Below are 21,885 nucleotides of genomic sequence, written 5' to 3'. Positions count from 1 at the left end.
CTCAGCACGGCGGGTCCACGACCAGCTCACGACCGACGCGCAGCCAGCTCACCGCTGGCCTGAACCCGGCCCCCGTCCGCGGTCGTGCCTGATCCGCCACACATGTGCGGCTTCGGGCACGACGGCGTCATCGTCGGCGGCCCCCGCCTCACGCAAACTGGTCATATGACCAGCACGCGCACACCCCGCCGCCGAGGCCCCTGTCCGGTCCGAGACATGCCTGCCGGTCTCCGCGCCCCCGCGCTCCTGAGCGGCCTCGCCCTCGTGCTCACCGTCACCGCCTGCGGCGAGGTCGGATCCGAGCCGGAGGTCGACTACGAGGCCTTCGCCGAATCCGTCGCCGAACTCCCGGCCGTCGAGTCGGTCGACACCGACGGGGACGGGGAAGCGTTCACCGCCGAGATCTCCGCTGAGGCCGACGAGGCCGCGCTCCGGACGACAGGCCGTCGCATCATGCGGCTGCTCGGAGACGCCGGAGTCGGCTATGACGCCTCGCCCCTCACGATCGTCAGCGGACCGTACACCCTCGAGGGCGCGTACGGCTACAGCGATCCGGACACGGGCACATACCGATCGGACCGCCTGGACCTGACGGATCTGCCGCACCTCCATGCGCTGCCGGACGTCGCATCGGGGATCCTGCGCAACGGCACTGCGACCGTCACCCTCGCGGAGGGGGCGGACCTGCGCACCTGGGTCGAGGATGCCGTCACCCGGGACGGGCACACACGCGTGCACGCCTATCCCGCGGAGGAGGACTCACAGGAGACGGAGGGCCCCGACGACACCCCTGGGGCAGACGGAGGAACGGACGCGCAGACAGCCGCCGGCTCCGCTGCCGGCAGCTCGGCGGTCGACCGCAGGTGGGTCCCCGCGGACTCCGACGACCTCGAGGAATCATTCAGGTTCCACCTGGGCTCCGAGGCGAACACCGAGGCCGTCCAGAAGCTGTTCACAGCTGCAGACGCCGCGGACGCGACGGTCGTCACGGCGGAGGTCTACACCGAGGGAGACGTCGACGCCGACCTGGAGCTCCAGTCGCTCGACGCGCTCGAACAGCTCGATGACGTGTTCACCGACGAGTACGACGCACTGACCGGCTTCACGTTCCACACGGGCGACGGGCTCCGTCTGGACTACGGCTCGTCCGTCGAGAGCCACTACAGCCCGAGCGCTCCCTCGATCGACGACGTCCTGTCCGCCCACGAGCAGATCGAAGACCTGGGCGCTTCGCTGACCTCGGTGTCCGCGGGACTGCGGGAGGCTGAGGTGGAAGCACCCGACACCGGTGTCCTCCGGGACGTCGCGGACGCAGTGTCCTCGTCGTCGTGGCCGCTGGAGCCCACGGAGCGCGTCTCGCTGCACCACCCGGACTCACCGGATGCGGACTCCTCCCTCGCTGCTGAGTGGTGGGGCGAACGCGTGGACGTCCTCGCATCGCTGTGGGACGCGGGCTTCATCGACGCGACGGAGCGCGGCGAATCGGCCACCGATGTCACGATCCATCGCGGCCAGGGACCGGACTTCACGACCGCTGCAGGTCGCGACGCCCTCATCGCAGCGCTCCGCGGCGCCGACTGGCAGGCCAACGCACGCATCACCCTTGAGGACTCCCAGCACCTCACGTTCGAGTCGACAGCCGACGGCAAGGCGCTGAACCCGCACAACCCCCAGGGCGACGCCTCCGCCGAGCTGTCCGAATGGGCACAGGAGTTCGTCGATGCCTGGGACGCGACGGCAGGCTGAGCGCATGCAGGCCCGCCGCTCCCCCGCCATCGTCGCCTCGATCGCTGCGCTGCTGCTTGTCGCGACGGGCTGCGGCCTCGCAGACGATCGTCCCGCCTCCGACTACGGGACCGCCGCCGAGGCCCTGCGCGCCCTGCCTGCCGTCGCCTCGGTCGACGGCCCGCACCTGCCCACGGACGAAGCGCATGGCGCGGACGACACCACCGCTACCGCCTTCACCGTCGCCCTCGACGAGGAGGCCGATGCGGCCGCGCTCCGCTCGACGGGGGACGACGCCTTCGCGCTCGTCAACGACCACCGCTATCCCGACGGCCCACCGCACGTGACGATCTCGAGCGGCCCCTTCACCGGTGAGGTTCCCGTTGACACCAGCACGAGCTGCAACTGCGTCCCCGAATCGGAGAACATCGACCTGAGTCTCCTCCCGCGCCTCCTCACGCTTCCGGATGTGAGTGCCGGCAGCCTCGGCGAGATCGGCGGCACGACGCAGATCGAACTGGACGACGGCACCGACGTGCACGCATGGGCCCAGGAGGCGGCAGACACCGCCGCAGAGACTGCAGAGGATAGCGGGGTCGTGCAGGTCGAGGCTGCGCCCGCGGACGATGGCGGCCCACGCTATCGGCTGGACCTCGGTGCCGTCGCAGTGTCCGAGGCGGCGCGCACACTCCATCGGGCCGCAGCAGACACCGGTACCGAGGTCGTCAGAGCTGAGATCACCGTCGAGCATCCCGACAGCAAGCACCCCGACGCGGACGTTTCAGACTCTGTCGATTCCGGCGACGCCGCGAGTGAGACGACCGGCACCACCGCGGACGAGAACGACTCCGACCCGGCCGCCGAGCACCCGCCTGTCGTCACGGAGGGCACGCTCACGGTCGCAGAGGACGCAGACGCGGTCCCCGCCCACCGAACGCTCCTCGAGCACTTCGATGACCAGACGATCGGCACGTTCACCGTCGAGGCCGACTCGGGACTCTCGATCGACGGTCTCGGCGACTCCGGCGACCTGGACGATGTGGCGGACGCGCTGGCCGCACTCGCGGATGCAGAGGTGGCGACGGCCTCGGCGGATGCCGTGGATGACACGCTCACCGCCCACGCGGCCGACGCGGACGGACTGCGCGCGGCTGCACGGCTCGTCTCCTCGCCGGACTGGCCGCTGGAATCCGACGCAGACGTCACCGTGAAGCACACCAGCGGAGCGGGGACCGGCTCCGTCTTCCGCGCCGCAGACTGGCCGGACCACATCGAGCTCGTCGCAGGACTCTGGGAGGCCGGCTTCACCTCCGTCGACGTCGAGGAGATCTCGCACGCGGCGGACCTGCGGATCCGCCTCGGCCGATCGACGGGACCCGACCCGCGCAGCGACGACGGTCGCACCGCCCTCGTGAGCGCACTGCGCACCGCAGGGTGGGACGGCACCGCAGAGATCATCTTCGTCGATGACGACCATCTGGCCTTCACATCCACCGCAGACGGGACCGCACAGGAGGCCGCGAACAGGCTCGCCGGCGCCGACCGCACGCCTCGCGGATGGGAACGGGAGTTCCTCGACGCGTGGGACGCGAGCGCGACAGCCGGCTGAGGCGCCGAGGCGTGGGTCGTCTCCCCCGCCTCGGCGCCTCTGACTCAGCGCAGCTCGCGCTCAGATCACCTCGTGGTCAGCGCAGTTCTTGGTCAGCGAAGCGCTCAGTCAGCGCAGTTCGCGCTTGGCGAGCGTGCGCAGGTGCACTTCGTCCGGGCCGTCGAAGATCCGCATCGCGCGGTGCCAGCCGTACATCGCGGCCAGCGGCACGTCGTCGCTCACACCCGCACCGCCGTGGACCTGGATGGCACGATCGATGACCTGCAGAGTGGCACGCGGGACGGCGACCTTCGCGGCAGAGATGAGCCCGGCAGCCGCCTTGTTGCCATGCATGTCGATGGTGCGAGCCGCGTGCTGGCACAGCAGTCGCGCCTGATCGATCGCGATGCGCGATTCGGCGATGTCCTGCTGGACCCCGCCCTGCTCCGCGAGCGGCTTGCCGAACGCGATCCGGTTCTGCGACCGGTCGACGAGCAGCGACAGCGCCCGCTCCGCCGCGCCCAGCGCACGCATGCAGTGGTGGATGCGACCCGGGCCCAGGCGCGCCTGGGCGAGCGCGAAGCCGGAGCCCTCCTCGTCCAAGAGGTTCGCCGCGGGCACGCGGACGTCGTTGAACTCGACCTCGCAGTGGCCGTGCTGGTCGTGGTGGCCCATGACCGGAAGATCGCGCACGACTGTCACACCGGGAGTGTCCATCGGCACGAGGATCATCGACTGCTGCTTGTGCTTCTCCGCATCCACATCGGTCTTGCCCATGACGATCATGATCTTGCAGCGCGGGTCCTTCGCCCCGGACGTCCACCACTTCCGGCCGGAGATGACGTACTCGTCGCCCTCGCGGCGGATCGTCGTCTCGATGTTCGTGGCATCCGAGCTCGCGACCGCCGGTTCCGTCATCGCGAACGCGGAGCGGATCTCACCGTTCAGCAGCGGCTGCAGCCACTGCTTGCTCTGGTCCTCCGTCGCGAACATGTGGAGCAGCTCCATGTTGCCGGTGTCCGGCGCCTGGCCGTTCGTGGCCTCCGGAGCCAGGTGGAGGCTCCACCCGGTGATCTCCGCGAGCCCCGCGTAGTCGAGCTGGCTGATTCCCGATTCGGACGGCAGGAAGAGGTTCCACAGTCCGCGCGACTTGGCCTCCGCCTTGAGGGTCTCCACGACGGGCGGCACGGACCCGTCGCGCGGGTCGCGCTCGGCCCGGTATGCGTCGTACTCGGCCTCCGCCGGGAACACGCTGGCATGCATGAAGTCGACGAGCTCCTCACGCAGCTCGAGTGCACGCGCCGAGGGGCGCAGGTCCAGGGAGTCGACGTCCGGTCTCACGGGCATCGCCTTCAGCTGATCGGTCATGATCTCTCCATTCTGTGTACGGCTGTCTGTGTACGAGTTCTTCGGTGCACGGCTGTCCGAGTACAGCTGTGTCTGGCTTGTCTGCTGTGTCTGGCGCGACTGCGGTGCCCGGTGCGGTCGCTGGTTCATCGACCCGACTCGACGGTCGCCGCCGCGAGTCGCACGTATCTCTCCGCCATCTGCTCCGGGGTGAGCTCGCCGTCCGGGCGGTACCAGGACGGGACCGATGTGCCCATCGTGATGAGCGCTCTCACGGCGTCTGCCGGATACGGAGTGGCGAACGCTCCGTCTTCGACGCCCCGCATGACGACGTCGCGGAACATCGCTTCCTGCTCGTCCCGCAGCGCGACGATCAGACGGCGACCGTGCGCATCGAGGCTGCGGATCTCCGATGCGCCGACGAGCGCCTCCGCCCTCCGTTCGGTGTGGAAGAGGAGCCACGCGTGCATCAGTGCGCTCAGCTGCTCATCCGGTCGGGGCCCTGCGCGGAGCACTGCGCTGCGGGTGAGGGCGAGCCCATCGCTGAGCACGCGCACCATGATGTCCTGCAGCATCTGCTGCTTCGAGGGGAAATGGCTGTAGATCGAGGCGACTGTCAGGTCTGCTCCCCGGGCGATGTCGCGCATGGTCGTCCCGTGGTAGCCGAGGCGCTCGAACCGATCCACGGCGGCGTCCAGGATCGCGTCCCTGGTCGACCTCGTCCGTGCCATCGTCTGCTCCTTCGCACTGCTGGCCGCAGCATTCGCCGATTCGCCCACGGCACCGGCTGATCGACACGCTACGCACCGAACGCTTGTTCGTCAACGACCAGCCTGCAGCCCTGAGAGAGCACCGTGCACACCCAGTCGTCCTGACAGCTGGCCATTCTCTCCAGCAGCTGCCCCACAGGCACCCATTCCGCACAGCGGCCATGACCCCGAACGTGCGTTCGCCTCGAAAGCCCGCGCACCCCTTGACACCCCGCCAGGCGACGGCAATGCTGGCGGCACCGGCCAACGACGACCGGCACGCCCCGCGCACCTGATCATCCTCGCGGCCCCCACGGCGGATCCGCATCGCGCAGGCGTGAACCCTCCCGAAAGGCGTGACGATCATGTCCGATGCTCCGGATCTCAACGACCTCCTCGCAGACGCCCCGAAGAACTGGGGACGCTGGGGTGACGACGATGAGGTGGGCTCCCTCAACTTCCTGACGAACGACCAGGTCCTGCGCGGCGTCCGCAGCATCCGCGGCGGCGAGGTCCACACGCTCCAGCGCCTCATCGGCGATCCGAAGGGCGATCCGGTCTGGCCGTCACGGCTCCCCGCCGAGCGCGAGATGGTCATCGACGAATCCGCGTGGGACGGCGACGACGCCCCCGCCTTCCCCGGCGGCCTCCACTACGCGGACGACAAGCTCGTCGCGTTCCTGCAGGGGTCCACGCAGTACGACGCGCTGGGCCACGTCTGGTACGGCGGACAGATCTGGAACGGCTACGACGCGCGCACGACGATCGGCGGCCTGGACAAGGCCAGTGTCGAGCCGATCGCCCAGCGCGGCGTCGTGGGACGCGGTGTCCTCATCGACATGGCGCGGCACTTCGGCGTCGAGGCGATCGAGTCCAAGCGCACCTTCGACCACACCGACCTGCTCGCCGCCGCCGAGGCTCAGGGCGTGACCATCGAGAAGCACGACATCCTGCTCATCCGCACGAACCACCTGCAGCTGTTCTTCGAGCAGGGCGACGCGTTCTATGAGGACTTCTGCGAGCCGGGGCTCCAGTACAGCCCGGAGCTCGTGACGTGGTTCCATGAGATGGAGATCCCCAACCTCGTCACGGACACGATCGCGAACGAGGTGACGACCGACCCGGACACCGGTGTGGCGCTCACGCTCCACAACGCGCTCATGCGCAACCTCGGCATCGCGCTCACGGAGATCTGCGACCTGGAGGAGCTGGCCGCCGCGTGCGCTGCGGACGGCCGCTGGGACTTCCTCTACGTCGCGGCACCGCTGAAGATCCACCGGGCGACGGGGTCGCCGGTCAATCCGGTGGCCATCCGATGAAGGCGCTGACGGAATCACTCACACCGGCCTCTCCCACGATGCTCGACGCGTGGGAGCACCGGGTGGGGGAATCCGCGGACCAGCCGTTCCTGCATCCATTCGGCGAGACGCTGAGCTTCGGCGAGGTCGACGAACAGGCGGCTACGCTCGCTGCATCGCTGGCCGGCCACGGCATCGGCGTCGGAGACCGGGTCGCTCTGTACACGCAGAACGATCCGCTCTTCGCGGTCGGTGTCATCGCGGCGTGGAAGCTCGGGGCCGTGGGCGTTCCCATCAACCCGATGAACACCGCCCGCGAACTGCGCTATCACCTGCAGGATTCCGGCGCGAAGGCACTCGTGACCCTGACGACCCTGTGGGACGACGTCGCCGCCGAGGCCGTCCCGGACTCCTCCGTCGGCGTCACGGTGATCGGCGGCTTCCTCCGCTGGCAGCCTGACGGCGACGGGATCCGGGTCGAGGCCGTGGCAGCGGACGTGGGAGCGGCTCGACCTGCTCCCGAGGGCACGGTTCTGCTGTCCCTCGACGACCTTCCTCGAGGGGAGGCGGCCGCGGACCGGCCGGGGACCTCGGCGTCGGATCCGGCATTGCTGACGTACACATCGGGCACGACGGGCAACCCCAAGGGCGCGATCAACACGCACGGCAACATCGCGTTCAATGCGGAGACGTATGTGCAGATGGGCGGGCTCGAGCCGGGCCAGCCGATCCTGGCCGTCGCGCCGCTCTTCCACATCACGGGGTCGGTGGGGCATCTGGCGTACGGCATCCGAGCCGGGTGTCCGCTCGTCCTGAGCCACCGATTCCACCCTGTCGCAGTGATCGAGTCCATCCGGCAGTGGCACCCCGTGTTCACCATCGGCGCGATCACCGCGCTCATGGCGATCGCGGACTCGCCGGAGCTGCGGGACGGTGACCTCGACAGCCTGGAGGTCATCTACACGGGCGGCGCCCCGGTGGCCCCGTCGCTGTCCGATCGACTGGAGAAGGTGTACGGCTCCTACATCCACAGCGCGTACGGGATGAGCGAGACAGCGTCGCCGATCACGGTCGGGCCGGTCGGTGAGCGGTCACCGGTCGACCCGGACTCGGGCTCACTGTCCGTGGGACGCGCCGTGTACGACACGGAGCTGCGGATCGTCGACGACGCCGGTGCAGACCTGCCGGACGGAGAGTACGGGGAGATCTGGGCGCGCGGACCGCAGATCACCCCGGGCTACTGGCAGAACGACGCGGCCACGGCCGCGGAGATCACGGATGGCGGCTTCCTCCATACGGGCGATGTCGCGTTCCGGGACGCCGAGGGGTGGATCTACCTCGTCGACCGGAAGAAGGACATGATCAACGCGGCGGGGTACAAGGTGTGGCCGCGGGAGGTTGAGGGGGTCCTCTACGATCATGCGGCGGTGTCCGAGGCCGCGGTCGTCGGGGTCGCGGACGATTACCGGGGCGAGACGGTCGCCGCATACGTCACCGTCAAGACGGGCCAGTCCGTCACGGAGGAGGAGCTCGTGGCGCACTGCCGCGAGCAGCTGGCCGCCTATAAGATCCCGCGCAGCATCGGGATCCTCGACGAGATGCCGAAGACCGCCACCGGCAAGATCATGCGCAGAGCGCTGCGGGACTAGGCGAGAGGCACCGCGCGGGGCACAGCGCGGGTGGGCCTTCCGCTGGGCGGCTATGGCCGACGCCGACCCGGTGCGGGGCCGACCCGTTGCGGGGCCGACCCGTTGCGGGTCGGAAAACCGTTGGAGACGGCTGTGGGCCGGAAGGATGAGGATCCTTCCGGCCCACAGCCGTCTGTCGCGCTGGGTTCAGCTGTCGGAATCCTCTGCTTCGTCGATCGAGGCTCCCGCGCTGCCGGTCGGAGTCGGGGTGGCGGCGCCTCCCTCATCACGCGTCAGCACGCCGAGCTCGTCGCCCTCGTCGTCCTGGATGTGCATCGTGTCCCCGTCGACCACGACCACGGTCACTCCGCTGAGCCACGTGTCGACTCCGGGGCAGCCCTTGAGCGTGCCGGCGCCCCGGTCGATCTCTGCGGTGTCGCCATCGATGCGGAACTCCCCCTGGAGTCCGTTGCACCCGTCGGATCCGCCCATCGTGCCGCCGCCTTCGTCGACCTCGGTGAACTCGAGGAACGCGTCGTCAGGGTCCTCTGCGACCCAGCGACCTTCGAAGACAGGATCCGCGGCGGGAGCGTCCGTTGTGGGGTCCTCCCCGGGGCCTCCGTTCGTCCCGCATCCGGTGAGCGCGAGTGCGGTGAAAGCGGTGAGTGCTGCCAGGCGGATCGGTACCTTCATGGGTCCCTCCGTGGGGTAAGGGGTCGGGCTGACTCATGCTAACGGGCGAGGCTGAGGGGCACCCGAATGCCGCTCGACCTGCCGTTTCATGGCGGTGAGGTGCGTCGGCTCTGTCCGGCGATGACGAAGGGGCACTCGCGTGTGCGAGTGCCCCTTCACCAACCGTCAGTGCCCCGTCTCAGGAAGTCGGAGCGCCTCCGGGCTCAGCTGTGCTCAGGCCCTGCGGCGACGAGCCACGTAGACCAGTGCGCCGCCCAGGGCGACCAGTCCGGCTGCGCCTGCAGCCAGCGGAGCGGTGGTCGAACCGGTGCGCGGCAGGTCGTCCCCGCCCTCACCGTTGTCGCCGTCATCCTGGCCGCCGTCGCCGCCGTCTTCACCGACGACCTCGAACGAGCTCTCGAGCGTCTCGCCCTCAGCCGTCACGATGACCTCGTAGTCACCGATGTAGGCCTCGGCCGGTGCGGTCGGCAGGCCCCAGACGCGGGACGACGCGTTGCCGTCTTCGTCAGCGGTCACCGTGACCGACTTGGCCGGTGCATCGTCGGAGTCCTCAGCCGGCGCCTCTTCCGAGCCCGCGTTGGCGGATGCGGAATCGGTCGACGCGTAGGTGTCGAACGTGACGTCCGAACCGGGCTCCACTCCTGTGACGGAGTAGGTGACGCCGCGGTCCTCGTCGATGGCCTGGTCTTCGTCCTCGGCGAGGAACTGCTCAGCAGCGATCTCGCGCGGGTCGACGGTCAGCTCAGCGTCCTCGTCCGCCTCTTCCGTCTCAGACGGGGTCGGCGCCGGGGTCGTGGGCTCGTCGGTAGCAGTCTCCGTGGGCTCCGGGGAGTCCGTGTCCGTCGGAGTCGGTGCCGGCGTGGTCGGGTCCTCGGTGGGCTCGTCCGTCGGCTCCTCGGTCGGCTCGTCCGTCGGGTCCTCGGTGGGCTCCTCGGTCGGCTCCTCAGTGGGCTCGTCCGTCGGGTCCTCGGTGGGCTCCTCGGTCGGGTCCTCGGTCGGCTCCTCAGTGGGCTCGTCCGTCGGGTCCTCGGTGGGCTCCTCGGTCGGGTCCTCGGTGGGCTCCTCGGTCGGCTCGTCGCCGGCGGTCTTGACCTCGTAGCCCTGCGGCATGTGGTTGAGGGCCTCATCAAGCTCAGCGACCCAGATCCAGTCGCCCTCGCCGGTAGCCGGGTCGTAGTTCGAGCCGGAGGTCACGCCGACCGCCTGGTCGCCCATCATGACGGCGCCACCGGAGTCGCCCGGGATGCCCAAGGCCTGGGCTGCGAATCCGTGGACGACCGCGATGTCTCCGGTCACCGGGTCCCCGATGAGAGAGTATCCGTCAACGATGTCACCGATAACGCCATCGTTCTTACCGCCGATGGTGCCTTCCTGCATGGCCGAGGTCCGACCCGAGCGCCACATCGGCTCGCCGACGTCGTCCATCGAGACGTCGCTGACGCCAGCGACGGGCTTCGTCGATGCTGACAGATCGTCGCCCGAAGCGGTCGTCCAGTCGGTGACCTCGGCGTGCGTCGTGATCGAGTCGTCGTTGAGCGTGATGATGCCGAAGTCCATCGTCGACGCGGGATCGTACGACTCAGGATCGTTCCAGTCCGCCGGAGGATTGTCCGGATCGATGAGCGTGTCCGCCCATGCAGAGTACGTGAACGTACCGACCGTCTCAGTCGTGAGCCAGTCGAAGGTGAGCTCACCGGTGTAGTCGCCCGTGCCGGCGTTCGACGTCGACGGGCGCTCGAGGTAGACGTCGTTGCCCTCCTCGGAGCAGTGCCCTGCCGTGATGAGCGCGTCCTCGCCATCGGGGCCGGTGGCGGGGAACCCGATCGAGCACAGCCCGGCGGCCTGCTGAGAGCCCGGCTCGTGGACGACGTATCCCGCGCCGCCGACGACGTCCTCCGAGTTCACCGTGGAGTAGCCGTTCGCGATCTCGGAAACGACGGGCTCGCTGCCTGTCTTCGCCTTGGCGAATGCCGTGACCGCCTCGAGTGCATCGTCGTCTGCGTCGACGCCCGAGCCCTCGACCACCTGCACGGCGATATCGCCTTCGGCGTTGTATCCGACGGCTGCGACGCCGGCATCGGACGTCAGCGCGGCGGTCGCCGCGACACCCAGATCCTTCGGCACGTCATTGCTTGCCATGGCGGGGACCGTGAGGGCCACTCCGCCGAGTCCGATGGCAACGGCCGCGCTCAGCGCGACGAACCGCTTGCCCGTCTCAGGATTCTTCATACTGTTCTTCCTCTGATCTCTCATGACATCGAGTCGAAAATCTCCGACATCGCACAGCTGAACTACACGACGCTCAGTGGACACTGTGCCAAAGATCGCGGCTGCGTAACACTTCTGACCATTTTGGTCACCGAATGATCACAACGTTCGCGTTGCCCACATCACATGCACTCGCCCTGCGCGCGGTCAGGCGAGGGACGCCGCCAGCTGCTCCTGCATCGCCTTCTTGTCCGGCTTCCCGATCTTCGTGACGGGGACGCTCTCGACGAACATCACGTCCTTCGGGGTCTGGACACTCCCCTTCTCCTCCCGGACGAAGGCCCGGATCTCTTCGCCGAGATCGGCCGCAGCCGATCCGCGGTCCCCGGCAGGGACCTCGGCGGCGGTGTCGTCCGGTGCTGCAGGCTCGTCCCGCAGCACGACTGCGGCGACGACCCGCTCTCCCCAGTCCGCGTCGGGGATCCCCACGACACACGCCTGGGCGACGGCGGGGTGCTCGAGCATGCGGGCCTCGACCTCGGCGGGGTACACGTTGAGCCCACCGGTGATGATCATGTCCTTCTTACGGCCCACGATGCTGAGGAATCCGTGCTCGTCGAGACGGCCCAGGTCACCCGTGTGCAGGCGTCCGTCGCGCAGCGTCTCCGCCGTGAGCTCCGGGTTCTGCCAGTAGCGGGTCATGACGATGGGACCGGACACGCACACCTCGCCGACCTCACCGATCGCCACCTCACGATCCTCGTCATCCCGGATCGTCAGGTCCGCGCAGGATGTCGCCCGGCCGGCGGATGCGAGCCTGCCCGGCACAGTCGGATCATGGTCCTCCTTCCGCAGGACGGTGATGAGGTTGGGCGCCTCCGACTGGCCGTAGAGCTGCAGGAACACCTGCCCGATCCGGGTCAGCGCCTCCTGCATCCGCGACGGGTCCATGAGGGACGCGCCGTAGACGACGGTCTCCAGCGACGACAGCCGGTCCAGCTGCTCCTGCGGCAGGTCGAGGAGCCGGTAGATCATCGTCGGCACGAGGAACGTCGACGAGATCCGGTGCTCCGCGACTGCATCGACGAACGCCTGCGGCGAGAACTTGTCCAGCATGACCATCGAGCCGCCCTGCAGCAGGATCGGCAGGGCCATCGCACCCGAGGCGTGGGACATCGGCGTCGTCACGAGGAACCGGTTGTCGGCCGGCCACTCCCAGTCGATCACCGTGAAGAGCGCATTCGTCACCATCGTCCGGTGCGAGCGCACGATCCCCTTGGGCGTTCCGGTCGTCCCGCCGGAGAATCCGAGCGACGCGTCCGATTCCGGGTCCACACGCACGGGCCGGTCGAGGACGGAGAAGCCGGAGACGGCCTCGGCGCCCTGCGCCTGCGATGCCGGATCGAGGATCTCGACGGGGATGACGGTGAGGCCGGGGACGGTCTCCGCGAGTTCGCGCGCCATGTCGTCGAACCGCCCCTGCTCATAGAGCAGGTACTGCACCTGCGAGAGCTCGAGCGACTGGCGATGGTCGCGGATGCCGTTCTCCGGATGGAGCGGACTCACCCGCAGCCCTTCGAGGTAGATCGCCGACGTCGAGAAGAACGTCTCCGGCCGGCTGCTGCCCAGCAGCGCGCCGTAGTCGCCGGGCTTCGCCCCCGCCGCACGGAGCGAGTCGCGGATGGCCTGGACCCGGGCCGCCGACTGCGCGTAGGTGAGCGTGCGGTCGCCGTCGACGAACGCGGTGCGCCGATCGAAGCGGGTGAAGGCCGAGTAGAGGAGCTCGCCCATCGTACGGGTCGCCGGCTGCGGTGACGGCACCGCCGCCGAGGCAGGGGTCGCCGAGGCCGAGGTCGCTGCGGTCTGCTGCGTAGGAGTGTTCGCGGTCATCGGATCAGCTCCAGGATCGTGGCGTTGGCCTGGCCGCCGGCCTCGCACATGGTCTGCAGGCCGTACTGCGTGTCGGTCGCGCGCATGTGGTGGATGAGGTCGGTCATGATGCGGGCACCGGACGCACCGAGCGGGTGACCGTACGCGATCGCTCCGCCGTTCGGGTTCACTCGGTCGGCGCCGACGCCGAACTCCTGCATCCATGCCAGCGGGACGGAGGCGAAGGCTTCGTTGACCTCGAAGATGCCGATGTCGGCAGCGGACAGGCCGGACTTCTTCAAAGCCTTCTCCGTCGCCGGGATGGGCGCGGTGAGCATGATGACCGGATCCGTGGCGGCGAGCGCAGCCGTGTGAACCCGGGCGATGGGGGTGAGCCCCAGGTCGCGGGCGCGCTCCGGCGTCATCACGAGGAGTGCGGAGGCACCGTCGGAGATCTGCGAGGAGTTGCCGGCCGTGACGACACCGTCCTCCTTGAAGACCGTCGGGAGGGTGCCGAGCTTCTCGAGCGTGCCGCCGGGGCGGATGCCCTCGTCCCTGCGGAAGTCCTGCGACTCTCCCTCCTTGGTGAGTCCGGAGATGGGGAGGATCTGCTCGGAGAGGACCCCGGCCTCGGTCGCGGCGAGTGCGCGCGCATGCGATTCGAGCGCCAGCTCATCGAGCTGCGTGCGCGTGAGGTTCCAGCGCTCCGCGACCATCTCCGCACCCTCGCCCTGGCTGAAGCCCTCACGGCCGTAGCGCTCCGCGATGGAGGGGCCGAAGGCCTTGCCCGGCCCGTTGTTCCGCTGGGAGCCCATGGGCACGCGCGTCATCGACTCGACGCCTCCGGCGATGACGATGTCGCTGTGGCCTGCGATGACGGAGGCGACGGCGAAGGTGAGTGCCTGCTGGGACGATCCGCACGCACGGTCGACGGTCGTCCCCGCGACGGTCTCCGGGAAGCCGGCCGCCAGAGCCGCCCACCGGCCGACGTTCGAACTCTGCTCCCCCACCTGGGTCACGCAGCCGAAGACCACGTCCTCGATCAGCGCGGGGTCGATCCCGTTCCGCTCCACGAGTCCGCGCAGCACGTGCGCCCCGAGGTCGACGGGATGGACGTCGCGCAGGGCTCCGCCCCTCCTGCCCACTGCTGTACGCGCCGCATCGACGATCACTGCTTCCGGCATCGACTCACTCCTTCGTGGGACTCCACTGTCCGTGCAGTCAGTAACTCTGTCAGTCCGCAGACCCTGTCAGTCCGCAGTCCAGTTGCACCGCTTTCGTGCACCCTATAGCGTGAAAACAATCTTAACGATTGTTCGATACCTCCGGAAAAGCCGTCCACATCTCAGTCAACCCCACCACAGTCAACGGAGACCCCTTCCATGCGCAGAACCGTCTACACCGAGGACCACGAGTCCTTCCGCGCCCTGGCTCGCGAGTTCGTCGAGCGCGAGCTGGCGCCCAAGTTCCAGGAGTACGAGGACGCCGGTCGGATCGACAAGGCCGTGTTCGCGAAGATGGGCGAACTGGGGCTCATCGGCCTGCAGATCCCGGAGGAGTTCGGGGGCGGCGGGCAGACCGACACCTTCAAGTACAACGCGATCCTCACGGAGGAGACCGCGCGGGCCTGCACCAGCCTGGGCTCGCTGCGCGTCCACCAGGACGTCGTGACCCCCTACATCCTCGAGTACGCGACTCACGAGCAGAAGGGCCGCTGGCTGCCGGGGATGGCGAACGGCACCCTCATGGCCGCGATCGCGATGACGGAACCGGGCACGGGCTCGGACCTCACCGGCATCCGCACGCGCGCGGAGCAGCGCGAGGACGGCGCCTGGGTGCTCAACGGGTCGAAGACGTTCATCTCCGGCGGTGCGAATGCGGACCTCGTGCTCGTCATCGCGCGCACCAGCGCGTACGACCCGGACGACCGCCGCGGAGGCCTCACGATCTTCGTCGTCCCGACCGACTCCCCCGGCTTCGAGGTGGGCCGGGGCCTGCAGAAGATCGGCATCAAGAGCCAGGACACGGTGGAGCTGCACTTCACCGACCTCGTCGTGGCCGACGCCGACATCCTGGGCGAGCCGGGGCGCGCGTTCGAGTACATGTCACACAACCTCGCGCAGGAGCGACTGACGATCGCGGTGAACGCTGTGTCGACCGCGCAGGCGGCTATCCGCCTGGCATCCGAGTACGCGCAGGAGCGGAAGTCGTTCGGCCAGCCCCTGTCCTCGTTCCAGAACACGAAGTTCGTGCTGGCGGAGTGCTCGACGGAGACGACGGCCGCGCAGGCGATGCTCGATCAGGCACTCGAGGCGCACGACGCGGGCGAGCTGAGCCCGGCCGACGCCGCGCGGGTGAAGCTGTTCACCACCGAGGTCCAGGGCCGGGTCATCGACAACTGCCTGCAGGTGCACGGCGGCTACGGCTACATCCTCGAGTACCCGATCGCCCGCCTCTACACGGACGCACGGGTCACCCGCATCTACGGCGGCACGTCGGAGGTCATGAAGACGATCATCGCCAAGGACATGGGGCTGTCAGCACGCCGGTCGTGAGCCGGCGGGGCTCTGACAGTCGAACCGGGCCCGAGGTCCGGGCCGGGTCCCGGCTCCGGTCTGGGTTCGGCTGGTCCGGGTCCGACTGACTCCCCGGCCCGGACCTCGGGCCTGCAATACTGAACATCCGTGCAGGACCTCGACGAGGTCGGCACCGCACACCCACTCGAAGCATTCGAAGCAAAGGAGCACGCATGTCGGAGAACACCGAGTCGCAGACCGCAGAGGTCCTCACCGAGGTCCAGGGCAATGTCCTCGTCATCACCCTGAACCGGCCGGAGGCGAAGAACGCCGCCACGCAGAACATGGCGCAGATGATGGCCCAGATCCTCGATGACTTCGATGCGAACGATGATCTGTTCGTCGCTGTCATCACGGGTGCGGGGAAGACCTTCTGCGCAGGCATGGACCTCAAGGGGTTCCTCCGCGGCGAGCGCCCGTCCATCGACGGACGCGGCTTCCTGTCGCTCACGGAGGCGCCGCCCAAGAAGCCGCTCATCGCAGCAGTCGAGGGCTACGCGCTGGCCGGAGGGTTCGAGACGATGCTCGCGTGCGATCTGGTCGTCGCGGCGGACACAGCGAAGTTCGGCACGCCCGAGGTGAAGCGCGGCCTGGTGGCCGCCGCCGGCGGTGTGACGGTCCTGCCGCAGCGCACGCACCGCGCGGTCGCGATGGAGATGGCGCTCACGGGCAACATGTACGGCGCGGAGTTCGGCCAGAAGCACGGTTTCGTCAACACGATCGTCGAGGACGGCAAGGCACTCGACGGCGCCCTGGAGCTGGCACAGACGATCGCCGCGAACGGACCCCTCGCGGTCAAGGTGTCGAAGCAGGTCATCGTCGAGTCGCAGGACTGGACGCAGGACGAGGTCTGGCAGAAGCAGGCACCGCTGGTCGCCGACGTCTTCGCGTCGGAGGACGCCAAGGAGGGCTCCCGCGCCTTCGCGGAGAAGCGCGCACCTCAGTGGACGGGGAAGTGACCTGACCTGCCGCTGACGCTCAGTGCGGACGCTCAGTCGCCGCCGACGCACAGGTCAGCCCGCCGCGGCCCCGCCTGCCCCTTCCGGGCGGCGGGGCCGCCGCGATTCAGCCCTGGCAGCGCTGGGTCACGTTCAGCTGGATCGCATTCAGCTGGCGCGGATTCAGCGGGGACGCCGCTGCCTGATCAGCCCGTCCTGGACGAAGGTGGCCAGCCGCTGACCATCGCGCGAGTACATCGCCGCATGCGACAGCCCGCGCCCACCGCCCGCCCACTCCGACCGCTGATCGATGAACACCCACTCCCCCGGGGTGGGGTCGGCGTGGAAATGGACGGAATGGGTGAGCGTTGCACGCGGGATGTCCGGCGCACCCAGCATGACCCCATGGGGCACCAGCGAGGCGGCCAGCAGCGCGAGGTCGCTGACGTATGTGACGAGGCACCTCCCCCGCCAGGGCTCTCCGTTCCCTGCCTGAGGCAACCGCATCCACAGCTGCTGGCGACCGCGATCGGGCGCGGGGTCGATCAGGTTCTCCTCGACGTAGCGCAGATCGAGGAACGACCACTCAGTCCGCCATGGACCGGAGTCCAGTGAGCTGTGCCGGTCCATGACGTCGACGAGCGGCGGCACCTCCTCCGGAGGAGCAGCCAGCGGCATCGGTGCCTCGTGCGCGAAGCCGTATTCCTCTGTCTGGAACGAAGCCGTCAGACGGAAGATCTCGCGGTGCCCCTGATGTGCTCGTACCGCGCGCATATCCATGGACCGCCCATCGCGCACCCGCTCGACCGTGAACCGAGTCGGACCGTCCGTGTCCCCCGCCGACAGGAAGAAGCCCTGCGCGGACACCGGCGAACGCGAGTCGTCGACAGTGCGGCACGCGGCGGCGAGTGCTTGCCCCATCGTGTGACCGCCGAATGCCTTCGGGAGGATCGTCCCGAGTCGGGGCTGCCCTTCGAACACGTCGGCTTCCACCTCCGACACATTCAGCAGAGCATCGATCATGTGCGCGGTCCTTCCGTATGGTCCAGGGCCAAGGTCGACGAGGCCGAAGCGGGATGCGGCTCGCACCCAGCGCCCACCGTACACAGGCCTGCAACGGATCGTCGTGCATCACCACCCACCGCCCGGCAGACCCTCCCACCAGGGGCTTTCAGATTCCTGAGCATCGACTGAGACAATGTGCGCATGAATCGAATCACCAATCCGACCCTCGCGGCAAAGGTCACCACAGCTGACCGCGCCGCGGAGCATATCCGCCCCGGAGACACCGTGGGCATGAGCGGTTTCACCGGCGCCGGCCACCCGAAGGCCGTCCCCGGAGCGCTCGCCGAACGCATCGACGCCGCGCACACAGCGGGAGAGGACTTCCGCATCAACCTCCTCACCGGCGCCTCCACCGGCGAAGAGGTCGACGGCGCACTCGCCCGCGTGAACGGCATCGCGAAGCGCGCTCCGTTCGTGTCCGACCCGGACCTGCGGAAGCAGATCAACGCGGGCGACGTCGAATACACGGACACCCACCTGTCGCACCTCGCACAGCAGGTGTGGTTCGGGTTCCACGGCAACCTCGACGTCGCCGTGGTCGAAGTCGCAGCGATCCTGCCCAACGGCCTGCTGGTCCCCGGCAGCTCGGTGGGCAACAACAAGACGTGGCTCGACCTCGCGGACAAAGTCATCCTCGAGGTCAATGACTGGCACCCGCGCGAATACGAAGGGTTCCACGACGTCTACTACGGCACGAAGCTGCCCCCGCACCGCCGCCCGATCGAGATCCTCGATCCGCTCCAGCGCATCGGCGATCCCTACCTGCGCGTCGATCCTGACAAAGTCGTCGCCGTCGTCCACACGAACGCACCGGATCGCGACAACACGTTCGCAGCACCGGACGACGCGTCCGAGGCGATGGCCGACCACCTCATCGACTTCCTCCGCCACGAGGTCTCCGCCGGACGCATGCCGAAGAGCCTCCTGCCGCTGCAGTCCGGCGTCGGCAACGTCGCGAACGCGGTGCTCGCCGGACTTGCGAACTCAGAGTTCGAGCACCTCACCTCGTACACGGAGGTCATCCAGGACAACCTGCTGAGGCTCCTGGACTCCGGGAAGCTCGATTCGATCTCCGCCACGTCGTTCTCCCTCACCCGTGAGGTCGCGGAGGAGTTCAACCGGAACATCGAGTCCTACAAGGGCCGCATCCTCCTGCGCCCCCAGGAGATGTCGAACCACCCGGAGATCGTCCGCCGCCTGGGCGTCATCGCGATCAACGGAATGGTGGAGACGGACATCTACGGCCACGTGAACTCCACGGAGATCAACGGCTCGAAGATGATCAACGGGATCGGCGGCTCCGGCGACTTCGCCCGCAACGCCTTCCTCAACTTCTTCGTCTCCCCGTCGACTGCGAAGAACGGAGCGCTGTCCGCGATCGTGCCGATGGTGCCCCACGTCGACCACACGGAGCACGACGTCCACGTGATCGTCACGGAGCAGGGCGTCGCGGATCTGCGCGCCACGGCCCCGAACGAGCGGGCGAAGCGCATCATCGACAAGTGCGCCCACCCGGACTTCCGCGACCGTCTGCACGATTACCACGATCGTGCGTACGCACAGAACACCACCGCCCGCCACGCCCCGCACCTCCTCGAGGAGGCACTCAGCTGGCACCAGCGGGCCGCGACGGACGGACGCATGTAGTGCACAGACGCATGTAGCGCCCGGGCTGCGGCAGACCGCCGCATGCGACGAAGCCTCTCGCGCGGGTGCGCTCTCGCCGCCAGCAGCTTTCGCTCCGTTTTCCGCCCCCGCGCATTCGCCGCCATCCGCATCCACCCCCTCGTCTTGAACGAACGATCAGACAGTTCTATGCTCCGACAGTGAGTGCACGGCCCTGCACCGTGTCTGCGCGACGACCGCGCCACCAGTTCACTACGGAGGATCGATGACGACCACGGACCACGGAACCGCTGACCACGACGCGCAGACGGGTTACTTCCCCGCCGGCATGCCGCGGCAGCTCGACTACACCCCCGCGGCGGTTCCGGAGATCCTCCTGTCCTCGGCGAAGCGCTATCCCGACCGCCTCGCCTTCATCGACGGGGAAGACACCATCACCTTCGCGGAGCTCCTCGCCCGGGCCTCGCGCCTCGCGCAACGGCTCGCCGCCGATGGCGCCGGACCGGGCCGGGTCGTCGCGATCCAGCTGCCGAACACCCTCGACTTCCCCATCGCCTACTTCGGCGCGCTGCTCACCGGGTCCGCTGTCACCCTTGTGAACCCCCTCCAGCCGGCGCCCGCGCTGGCCCGCCAGCTCACGGACGCGCAGGCCCACCTCCTCATCACCCACCCGGCGCACCTCGCCGCCGCACTCGAGACCGCCGACGACCTCGACCTCACCCGCATCCTCATCACCGGCGTCACCTGGGCGGGTCCGGCGACGGACGAGGAGCTCACCGCTGCCCGCGAGGCCGTCGACGACGCCTCCCAGCCCCGGTTCGCCTCGTTCGCCGCCGCGATCGCGGCTCCCGCCGCAGCATCCACCGCCGCCGAGGTCGCGGTCGCCGAACGATCGGACGCCGCCGCGCTATCCGCCTCGGTCGATGCCTCGGACGCCGCCTCCTCCTTCGCCCCCGTCCTCGCCGGTTCCGACGAGGTCGCCCACTACCAGTTCACGGGCGGCACGACGGGCCGCTCGAAGGCCGTGCGCGTCCTCCACCGCAACGTGATCGACAACGTCACGCAGGTCGCCGCATGGCGACTGCACGTCCGCATCGTGCGGGACGCGGACGGAGACCTCGACCTCGTCCCGATCGAGACTCTCGGCGAACCGCTCCTGCGCCGGGGCGCGGGCGTCGCGATCCAGGTGCCGCCGCTGTTCCACGCGCAGGGCATCGCGAGCATCGCACTCTTCACCCTGGGCGGCGTCACGACCGTCTTGACGGGCCGCTTCCGCCCGGACACCTTCATCGACCTGTGCGACCGCTGGCAGGCGGAGTACACGTCCGGCAACCCGCCCATGTACCTCGCACTCGCGGCGCACGCGGCCAAAACCGGCCAGACCGCGCCGACCATCCGAGCCGCCATGTCCGGTGCGGCGCCGCTCGACGCGACGTCGCTGGGCAAGATCACCGAGGTCATGCCGAACGCGATCGTCGGCGAGGGGTACGGCCTCACCGAGGGCACCTGCGTCGTCACCGCCTCGGACATCACCGTCGGCGGCACCCGCAAGCCGGGCACAGTCGGCGTTCCGATCGCGGACACGCAGCTGGAGATCCGCTCCGCAGACGGCACCGAGGTCCTCCCCTCCGGCAGCGAGGGAGAGCTCTGGGTCCGCGGCCCCCAGGTCACCGCCGGCTACGCCGATGCTCCGGAGCTGACGGCGGCGCAGTTCGTCGACGGCTGGCTGCGCACGGGCGACGTCGCCTCCATCGACTCCGAGGGCTTCGTCCGCATCCACGACCGCGCGAAGGACATGCTCCTCTACAAGGGGTACAACGTGTACCCCCGCGAGCTCGAGGACATCCTCAGCGCGCACCCGAACGTCGCGCAGGCCGCGGTCGTCGGTCGCCCCGACGCAGACGTGGGCGAGGTCCCGATCGCCTTCATCGTGCATCGTCCTGACACTGCCCAGACTGACGGCGACGCCAAGGCGCTCATGGACTGGTTCGCCGGTCAGGTGCTGCCCTACCAGAAGGTCCGCGAAGTCCACTTCGTCGACGCACTCCCCACCTCGACCGCAGGGAAGGTGCTGAAGACGGAGCTGCGCGCACGCCTGTGACCGGGTCGGAGCAGTGACTGACGCACTCCTCTGACTGACGACGGCACCGCCCTGCTTCACCAGAGCGGTGCCGTCGTCCGCCGGTCGTTCCGGATCCGTCACACCTCCATACGATCCTCGACGGATCCGACTCGTAGACTTCTCCCATGGACAATCCACGCGCATCAGTTGACGAGATCCCCGAGGGCGCTCCGATCCTCGACGTCCGCGAGGACGACGAATGGGCGGCCGGCCACATCGAGGGAGCACTGCACATCCCGCTGGCGGATCTGCCGGCACGCTACGGCGAGGTGCCGCTCGACGAGGACGTCTACGTCGTGTGCCGCACCGGCGGCCGGTCGCGCCAGGCCGTCATGTGGCTCAACGACAACGGCTTCGACGCGATCGACGTCACCGGCGGCATGGGAGCCTGGAACCTGGACAACGGCAAGCCGATCGTCGCCGAGGGCGACGACGAGCCGTGGGTGAAGTGAC

Annotated in this window: 16 protein-coding genes; 9 read left to right on the top strand and 7 right to left on the bottom strand. The window is 68.8% G+C overall.

Annotated elements, in window-relative coordinates; all coding sequences use genetic code 11:
- Positions 1 to 216 precede the first annotated feature (216 nt).
- Together BSP109_RS12725 and BSP109_RS12720 are read left to right on the top strand one after the other, a co-directional pair.
- A complete protein-coding gene (locus BSP109_RS12725) occupies positions 217 to 1,746 on the top strand; it encodes a hypothetical protein (protein ID WP_101601114.1) in 1,530 nt (509 codons plus the stop codon).
- A complete protein-coding gene (locus BSP109_RS12720; protein ID WP_101601112.1) occupies positions 1,721 to 3,334 on the top strand; it encodes a hypothetical protein in 1,614 nt (537 codons plus the stop codon). Before BSP109_RS12725 ends, BSP109_RS12720 begins: the two co-directional genes overlap by 26 nt.
- A gap of 108 nt (positions 3,335 to 3,442) precedes the next feature.
- Here the strand turns inward: BSP109_RS12720 and BSP109_RS12715 are convergent, their stop codons facing one another.
- Both BSP109_RS12715 and BSP109_RS12710 read right to left on the bottom strand, forming a co-directional pair.
- Positions 3,443 to 4,681: an acyl-CoA dehydrogenase family protein gene (locus BSP109_RS12715; protein ID WP_101601110.1), complete on the bottom strand. Its 1,239-nt coding sequence runs from the start codon at positions 4,679 to 4,681 to the stop codon at positions 3,443 to 3,445.
- A 125-nt stretch (positions 4,682 to 4,806) separates the two neighbouring features.
- Complete coding sequence (locus tag BSP109_RS12710) at positions 4,807 to 5,391, bottom strand: TetR family transcriptional regulator (RefSeq protein ID WP_101601108.1); 585 nt, start codon at positions 5,389 to 5,391, stop codon at positions 4,807 to 4,809.
- 383 nt (positions 5,392 to 5,774) lie between these two features.
- Here BSP109_RS12710 and BSP109_RS12705 point away from each other — a divergent pair, with 383 nt between their 5' ends.
- Both BSP109_RS12705 and BSP109_RS12700 read left to right on the top strand, forming a co-directional pair.
- Positions 5,775 to 6,728, top strand: a complete 954-nt coding sequence (locus BSP109_RS12705) for a cyclase family protein (protein ID WP_087004197.1) — start codon at positions 5,775 to 5,777, stop codon at positions 6,726 to 6,728.
- On the top strand, positions 6,725 to 8,356 hold the full coding sequence (locus tag BSP109_RS12700) for a class I adenylate-forming enzyme family protein (protein WP_101601107.1): 1,632 nt from the start codon (positions 6,725 to 6,727) through the stop codon (positions 8,354 to 8,356). Before BSP109_RS12705 ends, BSP109_RS12700 begins: the two co-directional genes overlap by 4 nt.
- 186 nt (positions 8,357 to 8,542) lie before the next feature.
- Here the strand turns inward: BSP109_RS12700 and BSP109_RS12695 are convergent, their stop codons facing one another.
- The 4 genes from BSP109_RS12695 to BSP109_RS12680 form a co-directional block, all read right to left on the bottom strand.
- Entirely contained in the window at positions 8,543 to 9,028 is a 486-nt protein-coding gene (locus BSP109_RS12695) for an META domain-containing protein (protein ID WP_101601105.1), read from the bottom strand.
- A gap of 213 nt (positions 9,029 to 9,241) precedes the next feature.
- Positions 9,242 to 11,257 (bottom strand): S1 family peptidase, encoded by a 2,016-nt coding sequence (locus BSP109_RS12690; protein ID WP_257944688.1) that lies wholly within the window; start codon positions 11,255 to 11,257, stop codon positions 9,242 to 9,244.
- A 186-nt stretch (positions 11,258 to 11,443) separates the two neighbouring features.
- Positions 11,444 to 13,126, bottom strand: a complete 1,683-nt coding sequence (locus BSP109_RS12685; protein WP_101601102.1) for an AMP-binding protein — start codon at positions 13,124 to 13,126, stop codon at positions 11,444 to 11,446.
- Positions 13,123 to 14,289: a thiolase family protein gene (locus BSP109_RS12680; RefSeq protein WP_101601100.1), complete on the bottom strand. Its 1,167-nt coding sequence runs from the start codon at positions 14,287 to 14,289 to the stop codon at positions 13,123 to 13,125. Before BSP109_RS12680 ends, BSP109_RS12685 begins: the two co-directional genes overlap by 4 nt.
- A gap of 198 nt (positions 14,290 to 14,487) precedes the next feature.
- Here BSP109_RS12680 and BSP109_RS12675 point away from each other — a divergent pair, with 198 nt between their 5' ends.
- Entirely contained in the window at positions 14,488 to 15,660 is a 1,173-nt protein-coding gene (locus BSP109_RS12675) for an acyl-CoA dehydrogenase family protein (protein ID WP_101601098.1), read from the top strand.
- 194 nt (positions 15,661 to 15,854) lie between these two features.
- The gene (locus BSP109_RS12670) at positions 15,855 to 16,640 is read left to right on the top strand and encodes a crotonase/enoyl-CoA hydratase family protein (RefSeq protein WP_087003135.1); all 786 of its coding nucleotides are present in this window, start codon (positions 15,855 to 15,857) and stop codon (positions 16,638 to 16,640) included.
- A gap of 162 nt (positions 16,641 to 16,802) precedes the next feature.
- Here the strand turns inward: BSP109_RS12670 and BSP109_RS12665 are convergent, their stop codons facing one another.
- Complete coding sequence (locus tag BSP109_RS12665) at positions 16,803 to 17,642, bottom strand: acyl-CoA thioesterase II (RefSeq protein ID WP_101601097.1); 840 nt, start codon at positions 17,640 to 17,642, stop codon at positions 16,803 to 16,805.
- Positions 17,643 to 17,825: 183 nt separating this feature from the next.
- Here BSP109_RS12665 and BSP109_RS12660 point away from each other — a divergent pair, with 183 nt between their 5' ends.
- The 3 genes from BSP109_RS12660 to BSP109_RS12650 all read left to right on the top strand — a co-directional run bounded on the left by BSP109_RS12660 (position 17,826) and on the right by BSP109_RS12650 (position 21,884).
- Positions 17,826 to 19,331: an acetyl-CoA hydrolase/transferase family protein gene (locus BSP109_RS12660; protein ID WP_101601135.1), complete on the top strand. Its 1,506-nt coding sequence runs from the start codon at positions 17,826 to 17,828 to the stop codon at positions 19,329 to 19,331.
- A gap of 244 nt (positions 19,332 to 19,575) precedes the next feature.
- Positions 19,576 to 21,411: a class I adenylate-forming enzyme family protein gene (locus BSP109_RS12655; protein WP_101601095.1), complete on the top strand. Its 1,836-nt coding sequence runs from the start codon at positions 19,576 to 19,578 to the stop codon at positions 21,409 to 21,411.
- Between the two features lie 146 nt (positions 21,412 to 21,557).
- A complete protein-coding gene (locus tag BSP109_RS12650; protein WP_087003144.1) occupies positions 21,558 to 21,884 on the top strand; it encodes a rhodanese-like domain-containing protein in 327 nt (108 codons plus the stop codon).
- Position 21,885 lies beyond the last annotated feature (1 nt).

Source organism: Brevibacterium sp. Mu109 (assembly GCF_900169375.1).
Taxonomy (GTDB): Bacteria; Actinomycetota; Actinomycetes; order Actinomycetales; family Brevibacteriaceae; genus Brevibacterium; species Brevibacterium yomogidense_A.
The sequence above is the reverse complement of the archived record's forward strand: the minus strand, read 5'-3'. Positions and strand labels throughout refer to the sequence as shown.

Coding starts and splice junctions, on each gene's coding strand:
- BSP109_RS12725 (WP_101601114.1), top strand. CDS start 217: ATGCCTGCCGGTCTCCGCGCCCCCGCGCTCCTGAGCGGCCTCGCCCTC.
- BSP109_RS12720 (WP_101601112.1), top strand. CDS start 1,721: ATGCCTGGGACGCGACGGCAGGCTGAGCGCATGCAGGCCCGCCGCTCC.
- BSP109_RS12715 (WP_101601110.1), bottom strand. CDS start 4,681: ATGACCGATCAGCTGAAGGCGATGCCCGTGAGACCGGACGTCGACTCC.
- BSP109_RS12710 (WP_101601108.1), bottom strand. CDS start 5,391: ATGGCACGGACGAGGTCGACCAGGGACGCGATCCTGGACGCCGCCGTG.
- BSP109_RS12705 (WP_087004197.1), top strand. CDS start 5,775: ATGTCCGATGCTCCGGATCTCAACGACCTCCTCGCAGACGCCCCGAAG.
- BSP109_RS12700 (WP_101601107.1), top strand. CDS start 6,725: ATGAAGGCGCTGACGGAATCACTCACACCGGCCTCTCCCACGATGCTC.
- BSP109_RS12695 (WP_101601105.1), bottom strand. CDS start 9,028: ATGAAGGTACCGATCCGCCTGGCAGCACTCACCGCTTTCACCGCACTC.
- BSP109_RS12690 (WP_257944688.1), bottom strand. CDS start 11,257: ATGAAGAATCCTGAGACGGGCAAGCGGTTCGTCGCGCTGAGCGCGGCC.
- BSP109_RS12685 (WP_101601102.1), bottom strand. CDS start 13,126: ATGACCGCGAACACTCCTACGCAGCAGACCGCAGCGACCTCGGCCTCG.
- BSP109_RS12680 (WP_101601100.1), bottom strand. CDS start 14,289: ATGCCGGAAGCAGTGATCGTCGATGCGGCGCGTACAGCAGTGGGCAGG.
- BSP109_RS12675 (WP_101601098.1), top strand. CDS start 14,488: ATGCGCAGAACCGTCTACACCGAGGACCACGAGTCCTTCCGCGCCCTG.
- BSP109_RS12670 (WP_087003135.1), top strand. CDS start 15,855: ATGTCGGAGAACACCGAGTCGCAGACCGCAGAGGTCCTCACCGAGGTC.
- BSP109_RS12665 (WP_101601097.1), bottom strand. CDS start 17,642: ATGATCGATGCTCTGCTGAATGTGTCGGAGGTGGAAGCCGACGTGTTC.
- BSP109_RS12660 (WP_101601135.1), top strand. CDS start 17,826: ATGAATCGAATCACCAATCCGACCCTCGCGGCAAAGGTCACCACAGCT.
- BSP109_RS12655 (WP_101601095.1), top strand. CDS start 19,576: ATGACGACCACGGACCACGGAACCGCTGACCACGACGCGCAGACGGGT.
- BSP109_RS12650 (WP_087003144.1), top strand. CDS start 21,558: ATGGACAATCCACGCGCATCAGTTGACGAGATCCCCGAGGGCGCTCCG.